We start from the raw sequence: 18,014 nt of genomic DNA on the forward strand, positions 1-18,014 counted from the left end.
GGTGGGCAGCCCCGGGGAGGGACCGCCCGGCCGAAACCGTAACGCCGGGCCCGGTCCCCGGCCGGGCGGCTCGCGCAGGGGCGACCGCCCGGCTTCACGGGAGGCGGTTCGCGCGCCTCCGTCCTGCTTTGCCTGCTCGCTCGCTCACGCGGCGAGGTCGTGACCCGGGTGGAGCACCACCTTGGTGTAGCCCTCGATCCGCTGGTCGAACTTCTCGTACGCCTGCGGGGCGTCCTCCAGCGGCAGTTCGTGGGAGACCACGAAGCTGGGGCGGGCACGGCCCGAGGTGATCAGGTCGCGGAGCTGGCGGTTGTACCGCTTGACGTTGCACTGGCCGGTGCCCATCTTCTGGCCCTTCTCGAACATCTTGCCGATCGAGACCAGGAGTTGACCGTGCTTGGCGTGCTCGTCGGGACCGCCGGGGTCGGACGGCACGTACAGCCCCGGGATACCGAGCCTGCCGGTCGGCCGGACCGTCTCCACGAGCTGGTTGAGGACGATCGCGGGTTCCTCGTGGTGGGACTCGTCGCCCGCCTGCGCCTGATAGCCGACGGCGTCGATCCCCTTGTCGGTGCCCTCTCCGTTCGTCTGTGCCTTGATCTGCTCGGCCGGGTCGCCCTGGGTGAAGTCGATCGGGATGGCCCCGATCTCCGCCGCCTTAGCGAGCCTCTCGGGCACGCGGTCGACGACGAACACCTTGGACGCGCCGCGCAGCAGCGCCGAGTAGGCGGCCATGAGTCCGACCGGTCCGGCTCCGTACACCGCGACGGTCTCGCCGGGCGAGACCTGCGCGAGTTCGCAGCCGTGGTAGCCGGTCGGGAAGATGTCCGCCAGCAGGACGTAGTCCGTCTCGTTCTCGTCGCCCTCGGGCAGCTTCAGGCAGTTGAAGTCGGCGAACGGCACGCGCAGCCGCTCCGCCTGGCCGCCGGTGTACGGGCCCATGGCGACGTAGCCGTAGGCACCGCCCGCGAAACCGGGGTTGACCGTCAGACAGAACCCGGTCTCCCCGGCGAGACAGTTCTTGCAGAACCCGCACGCGACGTTGAACGGCATGACGACGCGGTCGCCCACCTTCAGGGAGGTCACGCCGTCGCCGACCTCCTCGATCACGCCCAGGTTCTCGTGGCCGAAGACGATGCCCGGCTCGGCCGCCGTGCGCCCCTCGTACATGTGCAGGTCCGAGCCGCAGATCGCGGACGACGTGACCCGGACGATCACATCGTTGGGGTGCAGGATCTGCGGATCGTCGACTTCCTCGACCGTGACACTGAAGGGCCTCTCGTAGACAACGGCTCTCACCTCTGTCACCTCCGCGTCTGACGCCGGATGACGGTGGCGAGCGCGGACCGCCGCCGAGGGCGCGCAGAAAGAGCGGGCCCCCGGTCATCACCGTGGCCTCGAACCCTCGCTTCACCGCCGGATACTTCCAGGTAACTCCGGTAACCCGGGCACCGCAAGCGTCGCAGGTGAGGGGGGCTCGGGTGTCACAGGTGGTCGAAGAAGCGGGTCCGCGCGTCGTCGTTCATCGCGGTCGCCTTGTGCAACCGGCGGGCGGTGGGTGCCGTCCCCGTTCAGAGGGCCGGAGTGATCGACTTCGGGTCGGGGCGGGAGGCGGGGACAGTGGGTGTGGGCGGGCTCGGGAAGATCCTTGGGTGGGGCGTGGTGTTCGGTCCGCTGTCGGTGCTGCTCCTCGTGCGGGTGGGCGGCCTTGACGGGGCGACGCCGGTCGCCGTGGCGGTGGTGCTGTTTCCGTACGCCGTCGTGCTGAGCGTGCTCCTGCTGGTCCTGGTGCTCGGGGTGCGGGCGCTGCGGTCCTGGCCGGTGGTCGTCGTCGCGGCGCTGCTCGCGGCGGCTCATGTGGCGCTGCTGGTACCGCGGTTCGTGCCGGACGGGGAGCATGTCCCGGCGGGGGCGGCCGAGTTGAGGGTGGCCACGCTCAACACGCATGTGGGGAAGGCGGACGCGCGGGCGGTCGTACGGCTGGTGAAGTCCGAGCGGATCGACGTGCTGGCGGTGCAGGAGCTGCCGTCCGCCGGAGTCGCCGCGCTCGCGCGGGCCGGGCTGGGGCGGGTGCTGCCGTACCGGGAACTGCACCCCGAGAACGACTCCTCGCTGTACTCCCGCCTTCCGCTGACGCACGGTGGCCCCTTGAAGGCCGACACCGCCTGGCCCCAGACCACCGCTCGGGTGCGGGTCGGCGGGCGGAGCGTACGGCTGGTGGCCGTCCACACCTACTACCCGTTCGGCGACGCCGCCCGCTGGGGCCGCGACATGACCGCCCTCACCTCCGTCGCCCGCGCCGACGGACCCGACACGGTGTTCCTCGGCGACTTCAACGCCTCCCTCGACCACGCCCGCATGCGCACCCTCCTCTCCTCGGGCGACCTCACCGACACCCACGCCGAACTCGGCCACGGCTGGTCCCCCACCTGGCCCGCCGACAAGCCCCTCCTCCCACCCCTGGTCCAACTCGACCACGTCCTCCACGGCCCCGGCCTGACGGCCGTCTCGGTGACGGAACGGACCGTTCCTGGCACGGACCACCGCGCGGTGCTCGCGCGGCTGGCGTTGCGTTAGACCTCCTCCGCTAGACCTCCTCCGCCCGCTCGACACCGAGGTCACGGCGCATCGCGTCCCGCAAGCGGGTGAGCGCGGCCTCGTACTCGGCCCGGCCCCCGGTGTACGCCTCGTCCCCGGCGAGGGCGCCGGACGCGGCGCGGTCCCGTACGTCGCGCAGGCGCCGGAAAGTGTCCTCGGAGGCGGTGAACACCTCCGGCGCGGCTGTGATCGACATCTGATAGCGCACGCCGTAGCAGGCGGCGAAGCTGTCGCGGGCGGAGCGGTCCCGCTCGGCGAGGGTCAGGTCGTGGTTCCGGGCCAGCGCGCGAAAGGCGTTGCGGGCCTGGGAGAGGCAGGTCAGATAGTCGCCGTACAGAATCCGCCGCACGCCGGTCAGCCGGTCGTCCTGCTCCCGCCGCCACCGGCTGCGCTCCAGCAGAGCGGCGGAGCCGGTCGCGATCAGCGCGCCGACCACGGCGCTCGCCAGTGTCATCCAGGGCATGGGGCGACGGTAGGGCGACGTGCGGGCGGGCGGAACAGGGCGTGGGTGGCGCGGCCACCACGGACCGCGCGGTCAGTCCACGTAGCGGGCGAACGCCTCGTACGCCGACTCGTCGAAGAGGACGAAGCGGACCTCCTCCACCTCGGTCGGGAGGGTGCGGACGGTTTCGACGGCTATGCGGGCCGCGTCGGGCATCGGCCAGCGGTAGACGCCGGTGGAGATCGCCGGGAAGGCGATCGTGCGGGCGCCGAGGTCGTCGGCGACCTGGAGGGAGGTGCGGTAGCAGGACGCCAGGGGGGTGGGGTCGCTGTCGGGGCCCTGCCAGACGGGGCCGACGGTGTGGATGACCCAGAGGGCGTCGAGGTGGCCGGCGGGGGTGGCGACGGCGTGGCCGGTGGGGAGCCCGCGGCCGTAGGAGGAGGCGCGCAGGGCGCGGCAGGCTTCCAGGATGGCGGGTCCGCCGCGCCGGTGGATCGCGCCGTCGACGCCTCCGCCGCCGAGGAGGGAGGAGTTCGCCGCGTTGACGATGGCGTCGGCGCGCTGGCGGGTGATGTCGCCCAGGACGAGCCGCAGCGTGGTCATCTCTGTCTCAGCCTCCTCCAGACCGCCTTGGCGGCGTTGTGCCCCGACATGCCGTGTACCCCGGGACCGGGCGGGGTCGCGGAGGAGCAGAGGAACACCGCCGGGTGCGGGGTGCGGTACGGGAACGCCGACAGCCGGGGACGCAGCAGGAGCTGGAGTCCGGAAGCCGCGCCGCAGGCGATGTCGCCGCCGACGTAGTTGGCGTTGCCCGCGGCCATCTCGGCGGGTCCCGCGGTGGCGCGGGCGAGGACGCGGTCGCGGAAGCCGGGGGCGAAGCGCTCCAGTTGGCGCTCCATCGCGTCGGTGAGGTCGCCGCTCCAGTTGTTCGGGACGTGCCCGTAGGTCCAGAAGACATGCTTGCCCTCGGGCGCGCGGGTGGGGTCGGCCACGCTGGGCTGCACGGTGATCATGAAGGGTTTCCCGGGGGCGCGGCCCTCGCGGGAGGCGGCGCGCAGGGCACCGTCGATCTCGGCGCGGCTCGCGCCGATCTGCACGGTGCCCGCGACGCGTGCCTCGGGGGCGGTCCACGGGACCGGTCCGTCCAGCGCGTAGTCGATCTTGAAGACGCTGGGGCCGTAGCGGTAGTGGTCGTAGTAGCCGCCGAAACCCGCGATGCGGGCGAGCGCGGTGGGCGAGGTGTCGAAGACGTAGGCGCGGGCGGGCGGGAGGTCGTCCAGGCGCTTGACCTCGTAGTCGGTGTGCACGGCGCCGCCGAGGTCCTTCAGGTACGCCGCGAGCGCGTCGGAGATCGACTGGGAGCCGCCCTCGGCCACGGGCCAGCCCCGGGCGTGCGCGGCGAGGGCGAAGACGAGGCCGATGGCGCCGGTGGCGAGACCGTTCAGCGGGGCCATCACATGGGCGACCAGGCCGGAGAAGAGTGCCTGGGCGCGCTCGTCACGGAAGCGGCGCATCAGCGCGGTGGCGGGCGGGAGCCCGGCGAGACCGAAGCGGGCCAGCGTGAGCGGGTCGCGCGGCAGCGCGGTGGACGGCAGGGACATGAAGTCCCGGACCAGGGTGTCCCAGCGGGGCAGGAACGGGGCGACCAGCCGCCGGTACGCGCCCGCGTCGCGCGGTCCGAGGGACGCGGCGGTCTCCGCCACGGACCTCGCCAGCACCGCCGCGCTGCCGTCGGGGAACGGGTGCGCCATGGGCAGCTCGGCGTGCAGCCAGCGCAGCCCGTACCGCTCCAGCGGGAGGGCGCGGAAGGCGGGCGAGTTGATGCCGAGCGGGTGGGCGGCCGAGCAGGGGTCGTGGCGGAAGCCGGGGAGGGTCAGCTCCTCGGTGCGGGCGCCGCCGCCGACGGTGGACCGTGCCTCGAAGAGGGCCACGGAGAAGCCGCGCCGGGCCAGTTCCACGGCGGCGGTCAGTCCGTTCGGCCCCGCACCCACCACGACGGCATCGAGCATCGACGGCACCTTCGGACCCCCTCGTCGGCCGGTGGCAACTCGGATCAGGATAGGCGGGCGGTCCGCCGCTCCCCCGGCGGGTGGCTCCCCGCCCGGTTCAGGACGGGCGGCGCTCCGCTCTCCGCCGGGTTCAGGGCAGGTGGCTTCCCGCTCCCCGCCCGGTTCAGGACGCCGTACGCAGCAGCTCTCCCACGCGGCGCGCGGTCGCGGCGTCGCGGGCGGCGGTGAACGGCAGTACGTTGCCGCCGGTTATCCGGAACGGTTCGCCGGTCAGGGTGAGATGGGCGCCGCCCGCCTCCTCGACCAGGAGCAGTCCCGCCGCGTGGTCCCAGGCGGCCTCCCAGGAGAAGGCGACGGCGTCCGTGTCGCCCCGGGCGATGGCCAGGTACTCCAGCCCGGCCGAGCCGCAGGAGCGCGGGGAGACGCCGTCGGTCCACAGGGCACGCAGCGCGCGCTTCTGTTCCTCGGTGGTGTAGTCGGGGTGGGACACGGCGACCGTGAGGTCACGCCCGGGCGCGGGCGGACCGGCGAACAGGCGCTCCCCGTCGAGATAGGCGCCCTGTCCGCGCACGGCGGTGGCCATCTGGTCGCGGACCGGCGCGTACGTCCAGGAGGCGAGCACGGTGCCCCGGTGGGCGAGCGCGACCAGGGTGCAGAAGCCGTCCTTGCCGTGCACGAAGTGCCGGGTGCCGTCGACCGGGTCGATGATCCAGACCGGGGCGTCCCCCTTGATCGCCTCGTACGACGCCGGGTTGGCGTGCACAGCTTCCTCGCCGACGGCGACCGAGCCGGGCAGCAGGGCGCACAGGTCGGCGGCGAGACGGCGCTCGGCGAGCCGGTCGGCGTCCGTGACCAGATCGTGCGGACCGCTCTTCTGGTCGACCTCGTGCGCGGCGAGTCTGCGGAAGCGGGGCAGGATCTCGGCCGCGGCCGCCTTGTGGATCGCCTCCTCCACATCGGCGGAGTGCCGGGCGAGAAACTCTTCGAGGGCTTCCGTGTCGTCGATCATGTGTCCATGAGACCACGCCCGGCGGACATTCCCCCGCCAGGCTGTGGACAACCCGGAAAACGCCTGGTCAGCCGCCTGTGGGCAACCGGCGGGACCCCGCCCGGCGCCCGCCTCAGCGGCCCACCGCGTACCCCTGCGTCCCGCGCGGATTCGCCGCCGCGGAGAGCACGCCGGTTCGGGGGTCACGCGCGACCGCGCACAGCCGTCCCTCCGACCACGCGGGTCCCACGGTCACGTCGTGTCCCCGGCGCCGCAGCTCCGCGACCACGGCCCGAGGCATCCGGGACTCGACGGTGACGCTGCCCGGGCGGCTCGTGCGCGGGTGGAAGGAGCTGGGGAAGCCGTCGTTGTGCCAGTTCGGGGCGTCGATCGCGCCCTGGAGGTCGAGGGCGCCGCGCACCGGGGCGCGCAGGGCGGCGGCGAGGAAGAAGTGGAACTGCCACTGGTCCTGCTGATCGCCGCCGGGGGTGCCGAAGGCGAGCACGGGCACGCCGTCGCGCAGCGCGAGGGAGGGGGTGAGGGTGGTCCGGGGACGGCGCCCCGGCGTCAGGGAGTTGGGCAGCCCCTCCTCCAGCCAGGCCATCTGAAGCCTCGTGCCGAGCGGGAAGCCGAGTTCGGGCACGACGGGGTTGGACTGGAGCCAGCCGCCGCTGGGGGTCGCCGCGATCATGTTGCCCCAGCGGTCCACCACGTCGAGGTGACAGGTGTCGCCCCGGGTGGCGCCGTCGGCACTCACCCGCGGCTCGCCGGGCACCCCCGGTTCGCGCGCCCCGAGCACCGGCTCGCCCCCACCCCCCAGCCCCACGGTCGGCTCCCCCGCCCCCGGCAGACTCCTGGCACCCGCGTCCGCCCGCGCCCCCGCCCGCGCGGGCAGCCGTGGCGCCCGCCCGTCCACCGTCCCCGGCCGCAGCTCGTACGACGCCGACTCCCCCACCAGCGCCCGCCGTTCCGCGTTGTACTCCGCCGACAGCAGCCCCGCGAGCGGGACTTGGGCGGCGTCGCCGTACCACGCCTCTCGGTCGGCCATGGCGAGCTTGCAGTTCTCGACCAGCAGGTGGACGTAGTCGGCGGAGCCGTACGCGGGCAACTCTGCGGGCAGCAGTGCGAGTTGCTGGAGGAAGGCGGGACCCTGGCTCCACGGACCCGCCTTGCAGAGGGTCCAGCCGTTCCAGTCGTAGGTGACCGGGTCCTCGTACGACGCGGACCAGTCGGCCAGGTCGGCTTCGGTGAGCGTGCCGGTGTGGCGTTCGCCGCTGGTGTCCAGGGTGGGGCGGCGGGACTGGCGCAGCAGCGCCTCGGCGATGAAGCCGGAGCGCCACACCTCGCGGGCGGCGTCGATACGTGCCTCGCGGTCGCCCGCGTGGGCGGTCTCGGCGAGCAGGCGCTGCCAGGTGGCGGCGAGCGCGGGGTTGCGCAGCAACTCGCCGGGGCGGGGCGGGCGGCCGCCGGGGAGGTACACCTCGGCCGAGGAGGTCCACTCGGTCTCGAACAGCTCCCGCACGCTCTGCACGGCCGCGCCGACGTTCTCCACGGGCGGGTGACCGTGTTCGGCGTACCCGATGGCGTATTTCAGCACGCCCTCAAGGGACTTGGTGCCGTGGTCGCGCAGGAGCAGCAGCCACGCGTCGAAGGCGCCGGGCACGGCGGCGGCGAGCGGACCGGTGCCGGGGACGAGGTCGAGACCGAGCCCCTGGTAGTGCGCGACGGTGGCTCCCGCCGGGGCGACGCCCTGCCCGCACAGCACCTGGACCTCGCCACCGGCCGGGGCGAGCAGGATCGGCACCTCGCCCGCGGGACCGTTCAGATGCGGCTCGACCACGTGCAGCACGAACGCCCCGGCCACGGCGGCGTCGAAGGCGTTGCCGCCGTCCTCCAGCACGGCCATCGCGGACTGGGAGGCGAGCCAGTGCGTGGAGGAGACCATGCCGAAGGTGCCCTGGAGGGTGGGGCGGGTGGTGAACATGGGGTCTCCCGTCTGCGTGAGCCGCGCCTGCGGGACGAGACTTTCCGCCCGGCCGCCCGCACGTCAACCACGCGCGCGCAGCAGCGCGTCGACCCGGTCCCGCCCGTGCGTCGGCTCACGCCTCCGCCTCGCCCTTCACCCCGGCCAGCGTCTTCTCGATGCCCGCGCGGAGCAGGGCGAGGCGGCCGTCGACGATCTCCTCCTCCCGCTCCGGGTACCGCTCGACGTAGGCGTTCATCGGGCCACGCCCGGAGCCGAAGCGCATCCCGTGCCGCAAGCGGGTGCCCGAGCCGTCCGCGAGCGGCTCCAGGGTGAACATCCAGATCGCCAACGGCTCGCCGAGTTCACGCTCGTTGTAGCGGACGACCTCCCACTCGAAGATCCGGGGCTCGGTGACCTGCGCGATGCGGCTGACCGTGCGCCACTCGCCGAGCACGTCGTTGTGGTTGCGGCCGGAGAAACACGCGCCGACAGCCGGTTCCTCGGCTCCGTCGAGCCACTCCACGTCCTGAAGTTCCGGGCTGTACCTGGCCGGTGTGGAGATGTCCGACACCAGCGCCCACACCCGCTTCGGCTCGGCGGCGATGTCCGTCGCGCACTCCACGCGAGGATCGTCGGCAAGTCGCATCTCTTCTCCCTGAGTTGTCGAAGGCGATGACCGAAGTATGTGCCGCGGCGCGGGGGAACGCCGAGGAGCCCCGCCGGTCGTCCGACTCCGGCGGGGCTCCTGCGGATCACGGTCAGGCCGTGTGCGACGTCAGGCAGTGCGCGACGTCAGGCAGTGCGCGACGTCAGACCGTACGTGAGATCAGGCCGTGTGCAGCGTGAGCCCGTACCGGCTCAGGATCTCGTTGATCGGCTGGAACCAGGTCTCGCCGCCGCTGGAGCAGTTGCCCCAGCCGCCGGAGGTGACGCCCTGGGCCTGGTCGCCGCTGATGAACGAGCCGCCGGAGTCGCCGGGTTCGGCGCAGACGTTCGTCTTGGTGAGCTGATGGACCGCGCCCTGGCTGTAGTTGACCGTCTCGTTGAGGGCGAGGACGGTGCCGCAGTGCCAGTGGGTGGTGGAGCCGGAGCGGCAGATGGAGGTGCCGGGCGGCGCCACGTTGGAGCCGCGCACCAACTGGTCGGAGACGGTGCCCCAGCCGAGCACGACCGGTACGGTCCACCAGCCGCTGCCGACGTTCACCCAGGCGTAGTCGTTGTCCGGGAAGGACGAGCCCTGGAAGTTGCCGACGTAGGAGCGGTCCCAGCCGTAGACGGCGGCGGAGGGCTGTCCGCAGTGTCCGGCGGTGACGAAGCCGCCGTAGACCGAGAAGCCGATGGAGCAGCGGACGTTGCCGGTGTAGAAGGGGTCGCCGCCGACGGTGCCCGCGGCGAGGGTGCCCGCCGCTTTGGAGACGGTCGCGACGGTGACGGGTCCGGCGGCGCGGGCTCGGGTCAGGAAGCGCTGGACATCGTTGTCGGCTCGACGGTCGCGCACCACGTCCACGACGACGGTGCCCGCCTTCGGGTCGACGTGCCAACTGCTCACGCCGGAAGGCGCCTTGAGGCGGTCGATGCGCGCCTTGGCCGCGTCCAGTTCGCGGGCGCTGCGGGGGGCGGTACGGACCGTGGCACCGGCGTCGCGCAGGGCGGCGCGGGTGGCCGGGGAGGCGGCGTCGGTGACGGCCACGGTGAGCCGTCCGCTGTCCGCGTCGTACCAGGAGCCGCCGTACGCCGACCCCGCCGTCCTGCGGGCCTTCGGGTCGAGCTTCGTGGCCGCGCGTTCCGACGCCAGGCGCGCCTCGGCCTGTTCCCTCGTCAGGCCGAAGTCGTGCCGCATCGCGGTCAGGAGCCCCTCGGAGGCGGGCGCCTTCGCGGTGGTGGCGGAGCCGTGGGCGGTCGCGGGGACGGTACCGGCCACCGTCATTCCGCCGAGCATGAGGAGTGCGGCTCCGGCCGCGCGCAGAAGTCTCTTGCGTCTCACGGGAGTTGCCCTTCGTCGTTCCAGCAAGGTGGGGGTGGAACAGCCGATTTCTGAGAGCGCTCTCATGTGTGCGGGGCAGAGCCTAGTCGCGCCTTCATGACAGGTCCATACCAACGGACGGAATCCGCGGGGACCATCCCCGGAACTGGCAATTCCCGACAAACGTCGCCTTCTTGAACGGGCTGGGTCACCGGCCGAGTACGCAGCGAGTTGGACCCTTCCGCGCCGGAGTCAGTCGTGTGAGACTGTCGTCTCCGTCCACCCTGCGGACCCTTCCGCACCCCCTCCCCCACGAGAAGTGCGCCGTGCGATCCCTTCCTCTGCCGCTCGCCCTCACCGCACGTCTGTCTCCCGTCGTCGTGCTGGCCTGCGTGGGCTGGACCCTGTCCTCCGGCCCGGCCACGCCCGCCGCCGCCGAGCACCGCTCCACCGGGCAGGAGAGCGCCCCGGCCGCCTCCTCCGGCGGTGGCGGCGCCGCGTCCTCCGCCCCTGCGGTGAAGACCTACGCCGCGGCGCCCGCACCGTGCGCCGGTGTGCCCGCCGACACCCTCAAGTCCCTTGTCCCCGGGGCGAAGACGGCGGGCAAGGAGATCCCCTCCACTGACTCCAAGCTGCGCCGCACCTGCTCCTGGAACGCCCTCAAGGGCTTCGACTACCGCTGGCTCGACGTCTCCTACGAGGTCACCGCGTCCGACCAGGAGGCGACCAAGGAGTACCAGCAGCGCGTCACCGAGAAGAGCGGCGGCGGCTCGGTCCCCGGCCTCGGGGACAGCGGCTACTCGGTCGTCAACCTCACCACCGAGGACAAGCAGCAGACCCGCGAGGGTCTGGTGATGGCCCGCGCCTCCAACGCGCTGGTCGTCATCACCTACAGCGGAAGCGACTTCGAGAACAAGAAGGCACCCTCCACCGACGAGATCAACAAGGGCGCCATCCAGGCGGCGAAGGCGGCGATGGCGACACTGAAGGGCAGCGCGGGCAAATCCGGCTGACCGGAGCGGTCTCGCCCCCGCGAACGACAGCACGACGCCCCGGCGATGCATCCAGTCGCCGGGGCGCCGTACCTCACAACTGCCTTACGCGGGCTGCTCCTTGCGTCCCGTAGCCGCCGTGAGCGCCAGGTACAGCACCAGTGACGTGCCAAGCCCCACCGCCCAGCCGTAGTCCGCGAGGGGCTTGAGGAAGGGGATGGGGCGGCCGTCGATCAGGGGGTGGAAGTCGGCGCCGCCGATGGCGAGGACGCCGCCGACCACGAAGGCTGCCACGGCACGCCAGTTCCAGCCGCCCGCGTACCAGTAGCGTCCGCCTTCGCGGTAGAGGTCGGCGAGGTCGAGGCGGGTCCGGCGCACCAGCCAGTAGTCGGCGATCAGGATGCCCGCGACGGTGCCGAGCAGCCCGCCGACCAGACCGAGCCAGGTGAAGATGTAGCCCTGCGGGTCGGAGTAGAGCCGCCACGGGAAGATCAGCACCGCGAGGACGGCGGTGATCAGGGCGCCGGTGCGGAAACTGATCTTGCGGGGCGCGATGTTGGAGAAGTCGAACGCCGGGGAGACCAGGTTGGCCGCGATGTTCACCGAGAGGGTCGCGACCAGCACGGTGACCAGGGCGTAGAGCAGCCCCACCACGTTGTCGGTCTTGGCGGCGAGCTGGACCGGGTCCCAGATCGGCTTGCCGTAGACCGCCTGCGAGCCGGAGGTGACCAGGACCGACAGGAAGGCGAACAGGGTCATGGTGGTGGGAAGTCCCAGCGCCTGGCCCCGCGTCTGGGCGCGCTGGCTGCGGCCGTAGCGGGTGAAGTCGGGAATGTTCAGGGAGAGCGTCGACCAGAAGCCGATCATGCCCATCAGGGAGGGCCAGAACAGCTTCCAGAAGTCCCCGCCCCAGCCGAGCCTGGAGGGCTGGTCGAAGAGCGGTCCGACGCCGCCGGCCTTGACGCTCATCCACCACAGCATCACGAAGGCGCCGACCAGGACGAAGGGCGCGGCCCAGTTCTCGAAGCGCCGGATGGTCTCCATCCCCCGCACGATGATGGCGACTTGGAGCACCCAGAAGAGGGCGAAGGACAGCCACATGGTCCAGGCGTAGCCGCCGATGTGCGAGGCGTTCGACCAACTGCCGCCGATGAGCTTGCCCGCGAGGAAGTAGATCGCCTCGCCGCCGATCCAGGTCTGGATGCCGAACCAGCCACACGCCACCAACGCCCGCACGACGGCGGGGAGGTTGGCGCCGCGTATGCCGAAGGAGGCGCGGGCGAAGACCGGGAAGGGGATGCCGTACTTGGGTCCGGCGTGCCCGGTGAGCAGCATCGGCACCAGGACGACCAGGTTGGCCAGGGCGATGGTGAACACCGCCTGTTTCCAGTCCATGCCGACCGCGATGAGTCCCGAAGCCAGCGTCCAGGAGGCGGTGTTGTGGGCCATGCCGACCCACAGCGCGGAGAAGTTGTACGTGGTCCAGGTGCGCCCCGCGACGGGGACGGGGAGCAGGTCCTCGTTGGCGAAGCGGCCGCTGGGCTGGGCAGCCTCGGCGGGGATCTCCACCCGGCCGTCGGGGAGGGTGACTTGGGCGGTCGGCGGCGAGGCGGTGGGAGCGGTGTCGGTCATGGGACAGGCCAATCGGATGAGTGGGACGACGGGACAGGCCGTGCGGGTGGCGCCGATTGGGGGGTGCGTCCGTAGGTTCCGTACGGGCGTCCGGCTCCCCTCCCGCGCAAGGGACCTGCGGGGAGGGGGAGTTCGATCCGACTGCGGGCGGTCGGGCGGGCTGGGCTCAGGCGTTGAGCGCCGGGATGACCTTCGCGCCGTAGGCGTCGATGGTCGCCTCCTGCGCGTCGTGCATGTCGTAGACGGCGAACTGGTCGACGCCCAGCGCGCGCAGCGCGGTCAGCTTCTCGATGTGCCGTTCGACGGGACCGATGAGGCAGAAGCGGTCCACGATCTCGTCGGGCACGAACTGGGTGTCGGGGTTGCCGCTGCGCCCGTGGTGGGCGTAGTCGTAGCCCTCGCGGGACTTGATGTAGTCGGTGAGTTCGTCGGGCACCTGGGCCGAGTGCTCGCCGTACTTGGCGACGAGGTCGGCCACGTGGTTGCCGACCATGCCGCCGAACCAGCGGCACTGGTCGCGGGCGTGGGCGAGCGCCTCGGGCGAGTCGTCCTCGGTGACATAGGCGGGGGCGGCGACGCAGATGGTGACCTCGGAGGGGTCGCGCCCCGCGGCGACGGCGGCGTCCTTGACGGCCTTCACCATGTACTCGGTGAGGTAGAGGTCGGCGAGCTGGAGGATGAAGCCGTCCGCCTCCTCCCCGGTCATCTTCAGCGCCTTGGGACCGTACGCGGCCATCCACACCGGGAGTTGGGCGTCCGGCTTGGTCCAGGGGAAGCGGATGACGGTGCCGCCGAGGTCCGCCTCCTCGCCCCGGCCGAGGGCGCGGATGACCTTCATGGCCTCGCTGATCCGGGCGAGCGTGTTGGGCTTGCGACCGGCGACGCGCATCGCGGAGTCGCCCCGGCCGATCCCGCACACCGTGCGGTTGCCGAACATGTCGTTGAGGGTCGCGAAGGTGGAGGCGGTGACCTCCCAGGTGCGGGTGCCGGGGTTGGTGACCATGGGTCCGACGGTCAGCCGCTCGGTGTTCGCGAGGATCTGGCTGTAGATGACGAACGGCTCCTGCCAGAGCACGGCGGAGTCGAAGGTCCAGCCGTACGTGAAGCCGTTGTCCTCCGCGCGCTTCATGAGGTCGACGACGCGGGAGGCGGGCGGGTCGGTCTGGAGGACTAGTCCGAAGTCCATGGGCGCCACTCCTAGTTGAGGTACTGACAGGTGGAGCGCGGGGTGTAGACGCCGTGCCCGGCGTGCCCGGTGTACTCCCGCTCGGTGATCACGGGCACACCGCGCGAGAGCACGGTCTCGACCCGGCCGGTGATGCGCCGGCCCTCGTACGCCGAGTAGTCGACGTTCATGTGGTGCGTCTCGGCGGAGATGACCTGCTCGGCGTGCGGGTCGTAGATCACCACGTCGGCGTCGGCGCCGGGGGCGAGGGTGCCCTTCTTCGGGTACATGCCGAACATGCGGGCGGGTGTGGCGCAGGCGATCTCGATCCAGCGGCGGCGCGAGATGTGCCCCTCGACCACCGCCTGGTGGAGAAGGTCCATACGGTTCTCCACGCCCGGCATCCCGTTGGGGATCTTGGAGAAGTCGCCCCGGCCCAGCTCCTTCTGGCCCGAGAAGCAGAACGGGCAGTGGTCGGTGGAGACCACCTGGAGGTCGTTGGTGCGCAACCCCCGCCACAGGGCGGCTTGGTGCTCCTGGGGGCGAAGCGGCGTGCTGCACACGTACTTCGCGCCCTCGAAGTCGGGCTCGGCGAGGTTGTCGGTGGACAGGAACAGGTACTGCGGGCAGGTCTCCCCGAAGACGTTCAGCCCCTCGTCCCGGGCGCGGGTCAGCTCGGCGACCGCCTCCTGCGCGGAGACGTGCACGACGTACAGGGGCGCGCCTGCGACCTGGGCGAGCTTGATCGCGCGATGGGTGGCCTCGGCCTCAAGGAGTGCCTTGCGGACCTCGCCGTGGTAGCGGGGGTCGGTCTCGCCGCGCGCGAGAGCCTGTTCGACCAGGACGTCGATGGCGATGCCGTTCTCGGCGTGCATCATGATCAGCCCGCCGTTCTCGGCGGCGCGCTGCATCGCCCTGAGGATCTGGCCGTCGTCGGAGTAGAACACCCCGGGATACGCCATGAACTGCTTGAACGAGGTCACGCCCTCCTCGACCAGCAGGTCCATCTCCTTGAGCGTCTCCTGGTTCACATCGGAGACGATCATGTGGAAGCCGTAGTCGATCGCGCAGTTGCCCTCCGCCTTCTGGTGCCAGGCGTCCAGACCCTCGCGCAGGGTGCCGCCGACGTTCTGGATGGCGAAGTCCACGATCGTGGTCGTGCCGCCCCAGGCGGCGGCTCGGGTGCCGGTCTCGAAGGTGTCGGCGGCGTAGGTTCCGCCGAACGGCATCTCCATGTGGGTGTGGCCGTCGACGCCGCCGGGGATGACGTACTTTCCGGTGGCGTCGATGGTCCGCTCCGCGGTGAACGCCTCGGCGGCGGGGGTTCCGGTTGCCGCCAAGGCGGCGATTCGGCCGTCCTCGATGAGTACGTCGGCGTGGATCTCGTCGGAGGCGGTGATGACGAGACCGTTCCGGATGAGCGTGCGGCGGCTCATGGGGTCCTCTCCTTGTGGTCCGCTGCGGGTGGTTCGTGGCTGGTCGCGCGGTTCCCCGCGCCCCTTCAGGGCGCCGTCAGCGGGTCGTACGCGTTCGGCTGGCGGTCGCGGTAGAACTGCCAGCGGTCGCGGACCTCGCGCAGCTTCTCCATGTCGAGGTCGCGGACGACCAGTTCGGTCTCCTTGTCGCTGGCGACCTCGCCGACGAACTGGGCCTCGGGGTCCACGAAGTACGTCGTGCCGTAGAAGTCGTTGTCGCCGAGGTCCTCGACGCCGACGCGGTTGATGGCGCCGACGAAGTACTCGTTGGCGACGGCGGCGGCGGGCTGCTCCAACTGCCAGAGGTAGCGGGAGAGTCCGCGCGAGGTGGCCGAGGGGTTGAAGACGATCTCGGCGCCCGCCAGGCCCAACGCCCGCCAGCCTTCCGGGAAGTGGCGGTCGTAGCAGATGTAGACGCCGATGCGCCCGACGGCGGTGTCGAAAACGGGCCAGCCGCTGTTCCCCGGGCGGAAGTAGAACTTCTCCCAGAATCCCTGGACCTGGGGGATGTGGGTCTTGCGGTACTTGCCGAGGTAGGAGCCGTCGGCGTCGATCACGGCGGCGGTGTTGTAGAGGACGCCGGGCTGCTCCTCCTCGTACATGGGCAGCACCAGGACGATGCCCAGTTCCTTCGCCAGTGCCTGGAAGCGGCGGACGGTGGGACCCTCGGGGATCTGCTCGGCGTACTCGTAGAACGCCTTGTCCTGGACCTGGCAGAAGTAGGGGCCGTAGAACAGCTCCTGGAAGCAGAGGACTTGGGCGCCCTGGGCGGCGGCGTCGCGGGCCGCCTGCTCGTGCACCTGGATCATGGACTCCTTGTCGCCCGTCCAGGCCGTCTGGAAGAGGGCGGCGCGGATGACTCGGCTCATCGGGACCTCCGTAGCTCGATGTGGCTGGGGCGGGCATCGGAAGCCGCGTCGTCCGCCCGAAGGGCGGGCCGGGCGGCGTCCGGTGCGTGCTCTCGGTGTGCCGGGCGTGATCCCTCGTACTGGATGTACTAGGGCTCGCGCCCGGTGCAGCGAGAGTGCGTGCTGGGCGTCGGCGGGCAGACGGGGCTTCCGATGCCCGCCCCAGGAGCCTAGGAAGGGCGGGTGGCCGGTTTTGAGTGGCAGGGTGTCACGTGTGCGGGGGTCGGTCGTGTCACCGTGTCACGAGTCGGCGGGGGCATGTTTCAGCGCCGTTTTCCCAGGTCGTGGCGTGTTTCAGTGGCGTTGCGCGTCATGGGCGAGCAGGGCGATGTGCACCGACGCCGCCTGCTCGAAGTCGTCGAGGTCGATGCCGATGCGCGTCTGTATCGCCTCCAGTCGGCGGTAGAGGGCGGGGCGGGAGACGTGGTGGAGCTGGGCGGTGCGGGACTTGTTGCGCCCGGTCGCGAGGTAGGTGCGCAGCACGTCCAGCAGTTCGGCGCCCTCGCCGCACAGCAGCCCGTCCAGCTCGCGTTCCGCGAAGGACTGCACCTCGGGGTCGTCGCGCAACAGCCGTACCAGTCCTCGCAGATGGACGTCCCGCAGCCGTACCACCGGCGGGCGGTCCAGGGCGGCGTCGGCGCCCGCCAGGGCGTCCGCGACGTGCCGTGCCTCGCGCAGCCCGGCGGGTACGTCGTCCCAGGCGTCGCGCGGTTCGGCGGCGGCGACGGAGAGGTCCGGCTCCGCGGTGCGCAGCCGGGCGGCGAAGCGGGCGGTGAGCGCCTCGGCGTCCTGGTCGTGGGCGAGGCTGAGCAGGGCGGCGGTGACGCCGTCCCCGAGTTCGGCCACGAGCCCGGCGAGCCCCAGCGTGCGCAACACCCGGTCCACTGCAGCAGGTTCGGCGCCGGGGACGACCAGCGGGACGAAGGTGCGCCGGCCGACCGGCAGTCCGGCGGCGCGGGCGCGGGGCAGCAGATGCCGGGCGGGTACGGTGCCGGAGGCGAGGTCGGTGAGCAGACCGCGCGCGGACTGCTCCTCCCAGCTCGCCATGGAGCCGCCGCCGAGCATCCGGTGCAGGACGAGGGCTTCGGCGGCGCGGTCGGCGAGCAGCCGTCCGGTGGCCGCGTCGCCCCGGTAGCCGCACAGCAGCAGCCGTCCCCAGCGTTCGCCCCGGCCGCCGAGTTCGGCGCGGACCCAGCCGTCGCCCTCGCTGCCTCCCGCCTGGCGGGCGATGCGCTCCCAGTCGCGCAGCACGTCGTCCACGGCGGAGCGCTCCCCCGCCGTGGCGAGGACGCGGTGGGCGAGGTTGGTGACGACGACCGGACAGCCGCTGTGCCGGGCGATCTCGTCCAGGAGTTGTTGCAGCGGAGCCCCGGCGGTGATCAGCGCGGTGAGCCCGGTGCGTACGGCGTCGGAGAGGCTGACGGCGGCGAACTTCCGCCGTACGAGCCGGGATTGGACCTCCTCGGTCAGTTCCGCGAAGGGGAAGGGACGGTGCAGGACGACCATGGGGAGTCCGTACCGTTCGGCGGTACGGCACATCGTCTCGGGCGGCGCGGGGAAGGCGCGGCCGAGGCCGAGGACCACGGCGGCGGCGTCGGCGTGGTGCAGGGAGCGGACGTAGGCGGCCTGTTTGGCGTCGTCGCCCGCGAGGAGCACGCCGGTGGTGAGGACCATCTCGCCGCCGCTGAGCATCACGCCGACGTCGGCTGCCTCGGCGACGTGCACCCAGCGCACGGCGCGGTCGAGCTGTCCGGCTCCGGCCACCACCTCGGGCTCCCCGGCGAGCACGCGTTCCAGGGTGAGCACCTGCCGGACGGACAGGGTCGGTCCGCCGAAGGGCGCGGCCGGGTGCCAGGACTCCGAGGTGGTGGTCATG

Annotated in this window: 15 protein-coding genes; 2 read left to right on the top strand and 13 right to left on the bottom strand. The window is 71.9% G+C overall.

All coding sequences use genetic code 11. The annotated features are described in order from the left end of the window. Nucleotides 1–144: 144 nt before the first annotated feature. Nucleotides 145–1,299: a glutathione-independent formaldehyde dehydrogenase gene (locus IF655_RS12255; protein WP_199584497.1), complete on the bottom strand. Its 1,155-nt coding sequence runs from the start codon at nt 1,297–1,299 to the stop codon at nt 145–147. A 327-nt stretch (nt 1,300–1,626) separates the two neighbouring features. Here IF655_RS12255 and IF655_RS12260 point away from each other — a divergent pair, with 327 nt between their 5' ends. Beyond that, the gene (locus IF655_RS12260; protein WP_307814912.1) at nt 1,627–2,577 is read left to right on the top strand and encodes an endonuclease/exonuclease/phosphatase family protein; all 951 of its coding nucleotides are present in this window, start codon (nt 1,627–1,629) and stop codon (nt 2,575–2,577) included. A 10-nt stretch (nt 2,578–2,587) separates the two neighbouring features. On the opposite strand, the gene IF655_RS12265 is transcribed toward IF655_RS12260, so the two are convergent. The 7 genes from IF655_RS12265 to IF655_RS12295 form a co-directional block, all read right to left on the bottom strand. Beyond that, nucleotides 2,588–3,061: a hypothetical protein gene (locus IF655_RS12265; protein ID WP_199584499.1), complete on the bottom strand. Its 474-nt coding sequence runs from the start codon at nt 3,059–3,061 to the stop codon at nt 2,588–2,590. 72 nt (nt 3,062–3,133) lie between these two features. Further along, nucleotides 3,134–3,643, bottom strand: coding sequence for an O-acetyl-ADP-ribose deacetylase (locus IF655_RS12270; RefSeq protein WP_199584501.1), 510 nt, complete (start codon nt 3,641–3,643; stop codon nt 3,134–3,136). Beyond that, nucleotides 3,640–5,049 (bottom strand): NAD(P)/FAD-dependent oxidoreductase, encoded by a 1,410-nt coding sequence (locus tag IF655_RS12275; RefSeq protein WP_199584503.1) that lies wholly within the window; start codon nt 5,047–5,049, stop codon nt 3,640–3,642. The genes IF655_RS12270 and IF655_RS12275 overlap by 4 nt, the downstream gene beginning before the upstream one ends. A gap of 163 nt (nt 5,050–5,212) precedes the next feature. After that, nucleotides 5,213–6,058 (bottom strand): inositol monophosphatase family protein, encoded by an 846-nt coding sequence (locus tag IF655_RS12280; RefSeq protein ID WP_199584505.1) that lies wholly within the window; start codon nt 6,056–6,058, stop codon nt 5,213–5,215. A gap of 112 nt (nt 6,059–6,170) precedes the next feature. Then, nucleotides 6,171–8,021, bottom strand: coding sequence for a gamma-glutamyltransferase family protein (locus tag IF655_RS12285; protein ID WP_199584506.1), 1,851 nt, complete (start codon nt 8,019–8,021; stop codon nt 6,171–6,173). 115 nt (nt 8,022–8,136) lie between these two features. Continuing rightward, the gene (locus IF655_RS12290) at nt 8,137–8,649 is read right to left on the bottom strand and encodes an SRPBCC family protein (RefSeq protein WP_199584508.1); all 513 of its coding nucleotides are present in this window, start codon (nt 8,647–8,649) and stop codon (nt 8,137–8,139) included. Between the two features lie 180 nt (nt 8,650–8,829). Beyond that, nucleotides 8,830–9,987 (bottom strand): alpha-lytic protease prodomain-containing protein, encoded by a 1,158-nt coding sequence (locus IF655_RS12295; RefSeq protein ID WP_199584512.1) that lies wholly within the window; start codon nt 9,985–9,987, stop codon nt 8,830–8,832. Between the two features lie 305 nt (nt 9,988–10,292). Between IF655_RS12295 and IF655_RS12300 the strand changes: the two genes are divergently transcribed. After that, complete coding sequence (locus tag IF655_RS12300; protein WP_199584514.1) at nt 10,293–10,979, top strand: hypothetical protein; 687 nt, start codon at nt 10,293–10,295, stop codon at nt 10,977–10,979. A gap of 84 nt (nt 10,980–11,063) precedes the next feature. On the opposite strand, the gene IF655_RS12305 is transcribed toward IF655_RS12300, so the two are convergent. The 5 genes from IF655_RS12305 to IF655_RS12325 all read right to left on the bottom strand — a co-directional run bounded on the left by IF655_RS12305 (nt 11,064) and on the right by IF655_RS12325 (nt 18,013). After that, nucleotides 11,064–12,590 carry an NCS1 family nucleobase:cation symporter-1 gene (locus IF655_RS12305; RefSeq protein ID WP_199584516.1) on the bottom strand — a complete coding sequence of 509 codons (1,527 nt, stop codon included), beginning with the start codon at nt 12,588–12,590 and terminating at the stop codon, nt 11,064–11,066. Nucleotides 12,591–12,756: 166 nt separating this feature from the next. Further along, entirely contained in the window at nt 12,757–13,776 is a 1,020-nt protein-coding gene (locus IF655_RS12310; RefSeq protein ID WP_199584518.1) for a TIGR03842 family LLM class F420-dependent oxidoreductase, read from the bottom strand. An 11-nt stretch (nt 13,777–13,787) separates the two neighbouring features. Next, the gene (hydA, locus tag IF655_RS12315) at nt 13,788–15,191 is read right to left on the bottom strand and encodes a dihydropyrimidinase (protein ID WP_199584519.1); all 1,404 of its coding nucleotides are present in this window, start codon (nt 15,189–15,191) and stop codon (nt 13,788–13,790) included. 65 nt (nt 15,192–15,256) lie between these two features. Continuing rightward, nucleotides 15,257–16,099: a nitrilase-related carbon-nitrogen hydrolase gene (locus tag IF655_RS12320; RefSeq protein ID WP_199584521.1), complete on the bottom strand. Its 843-nt coding sequence runs from the start codon at nt 16,097–16,099 to the stop codon at nt 15,257–15,259. A 333-nt stretch (nt 16,100–16,432) separates the two neighbouring features. Then, nucleotides 16,433–18,013: a PucR family transcriptional regulator ligand-binding domain-containing protein gene (locus IF655_RS12325; RefSeq protein ID WP_199584523.1), complete on the bottom strand. Its 1,581-nt coding sequence runs from the start codon at nt 18,011–18,013 to the stop codon at nt 16,433–16,435. Between the last annotated feature and the right edge of the window lies 1 nt (nt 18,014).

This window comes from Streptomyces sp. DSM 110735 (assembly GCF_016482685.1).
Taxonomy (GTDB): Bacteria; Actinomycetota; Actinomycetes; order Streptomycetales; family Streptomycetaceae; genus Streptomyces.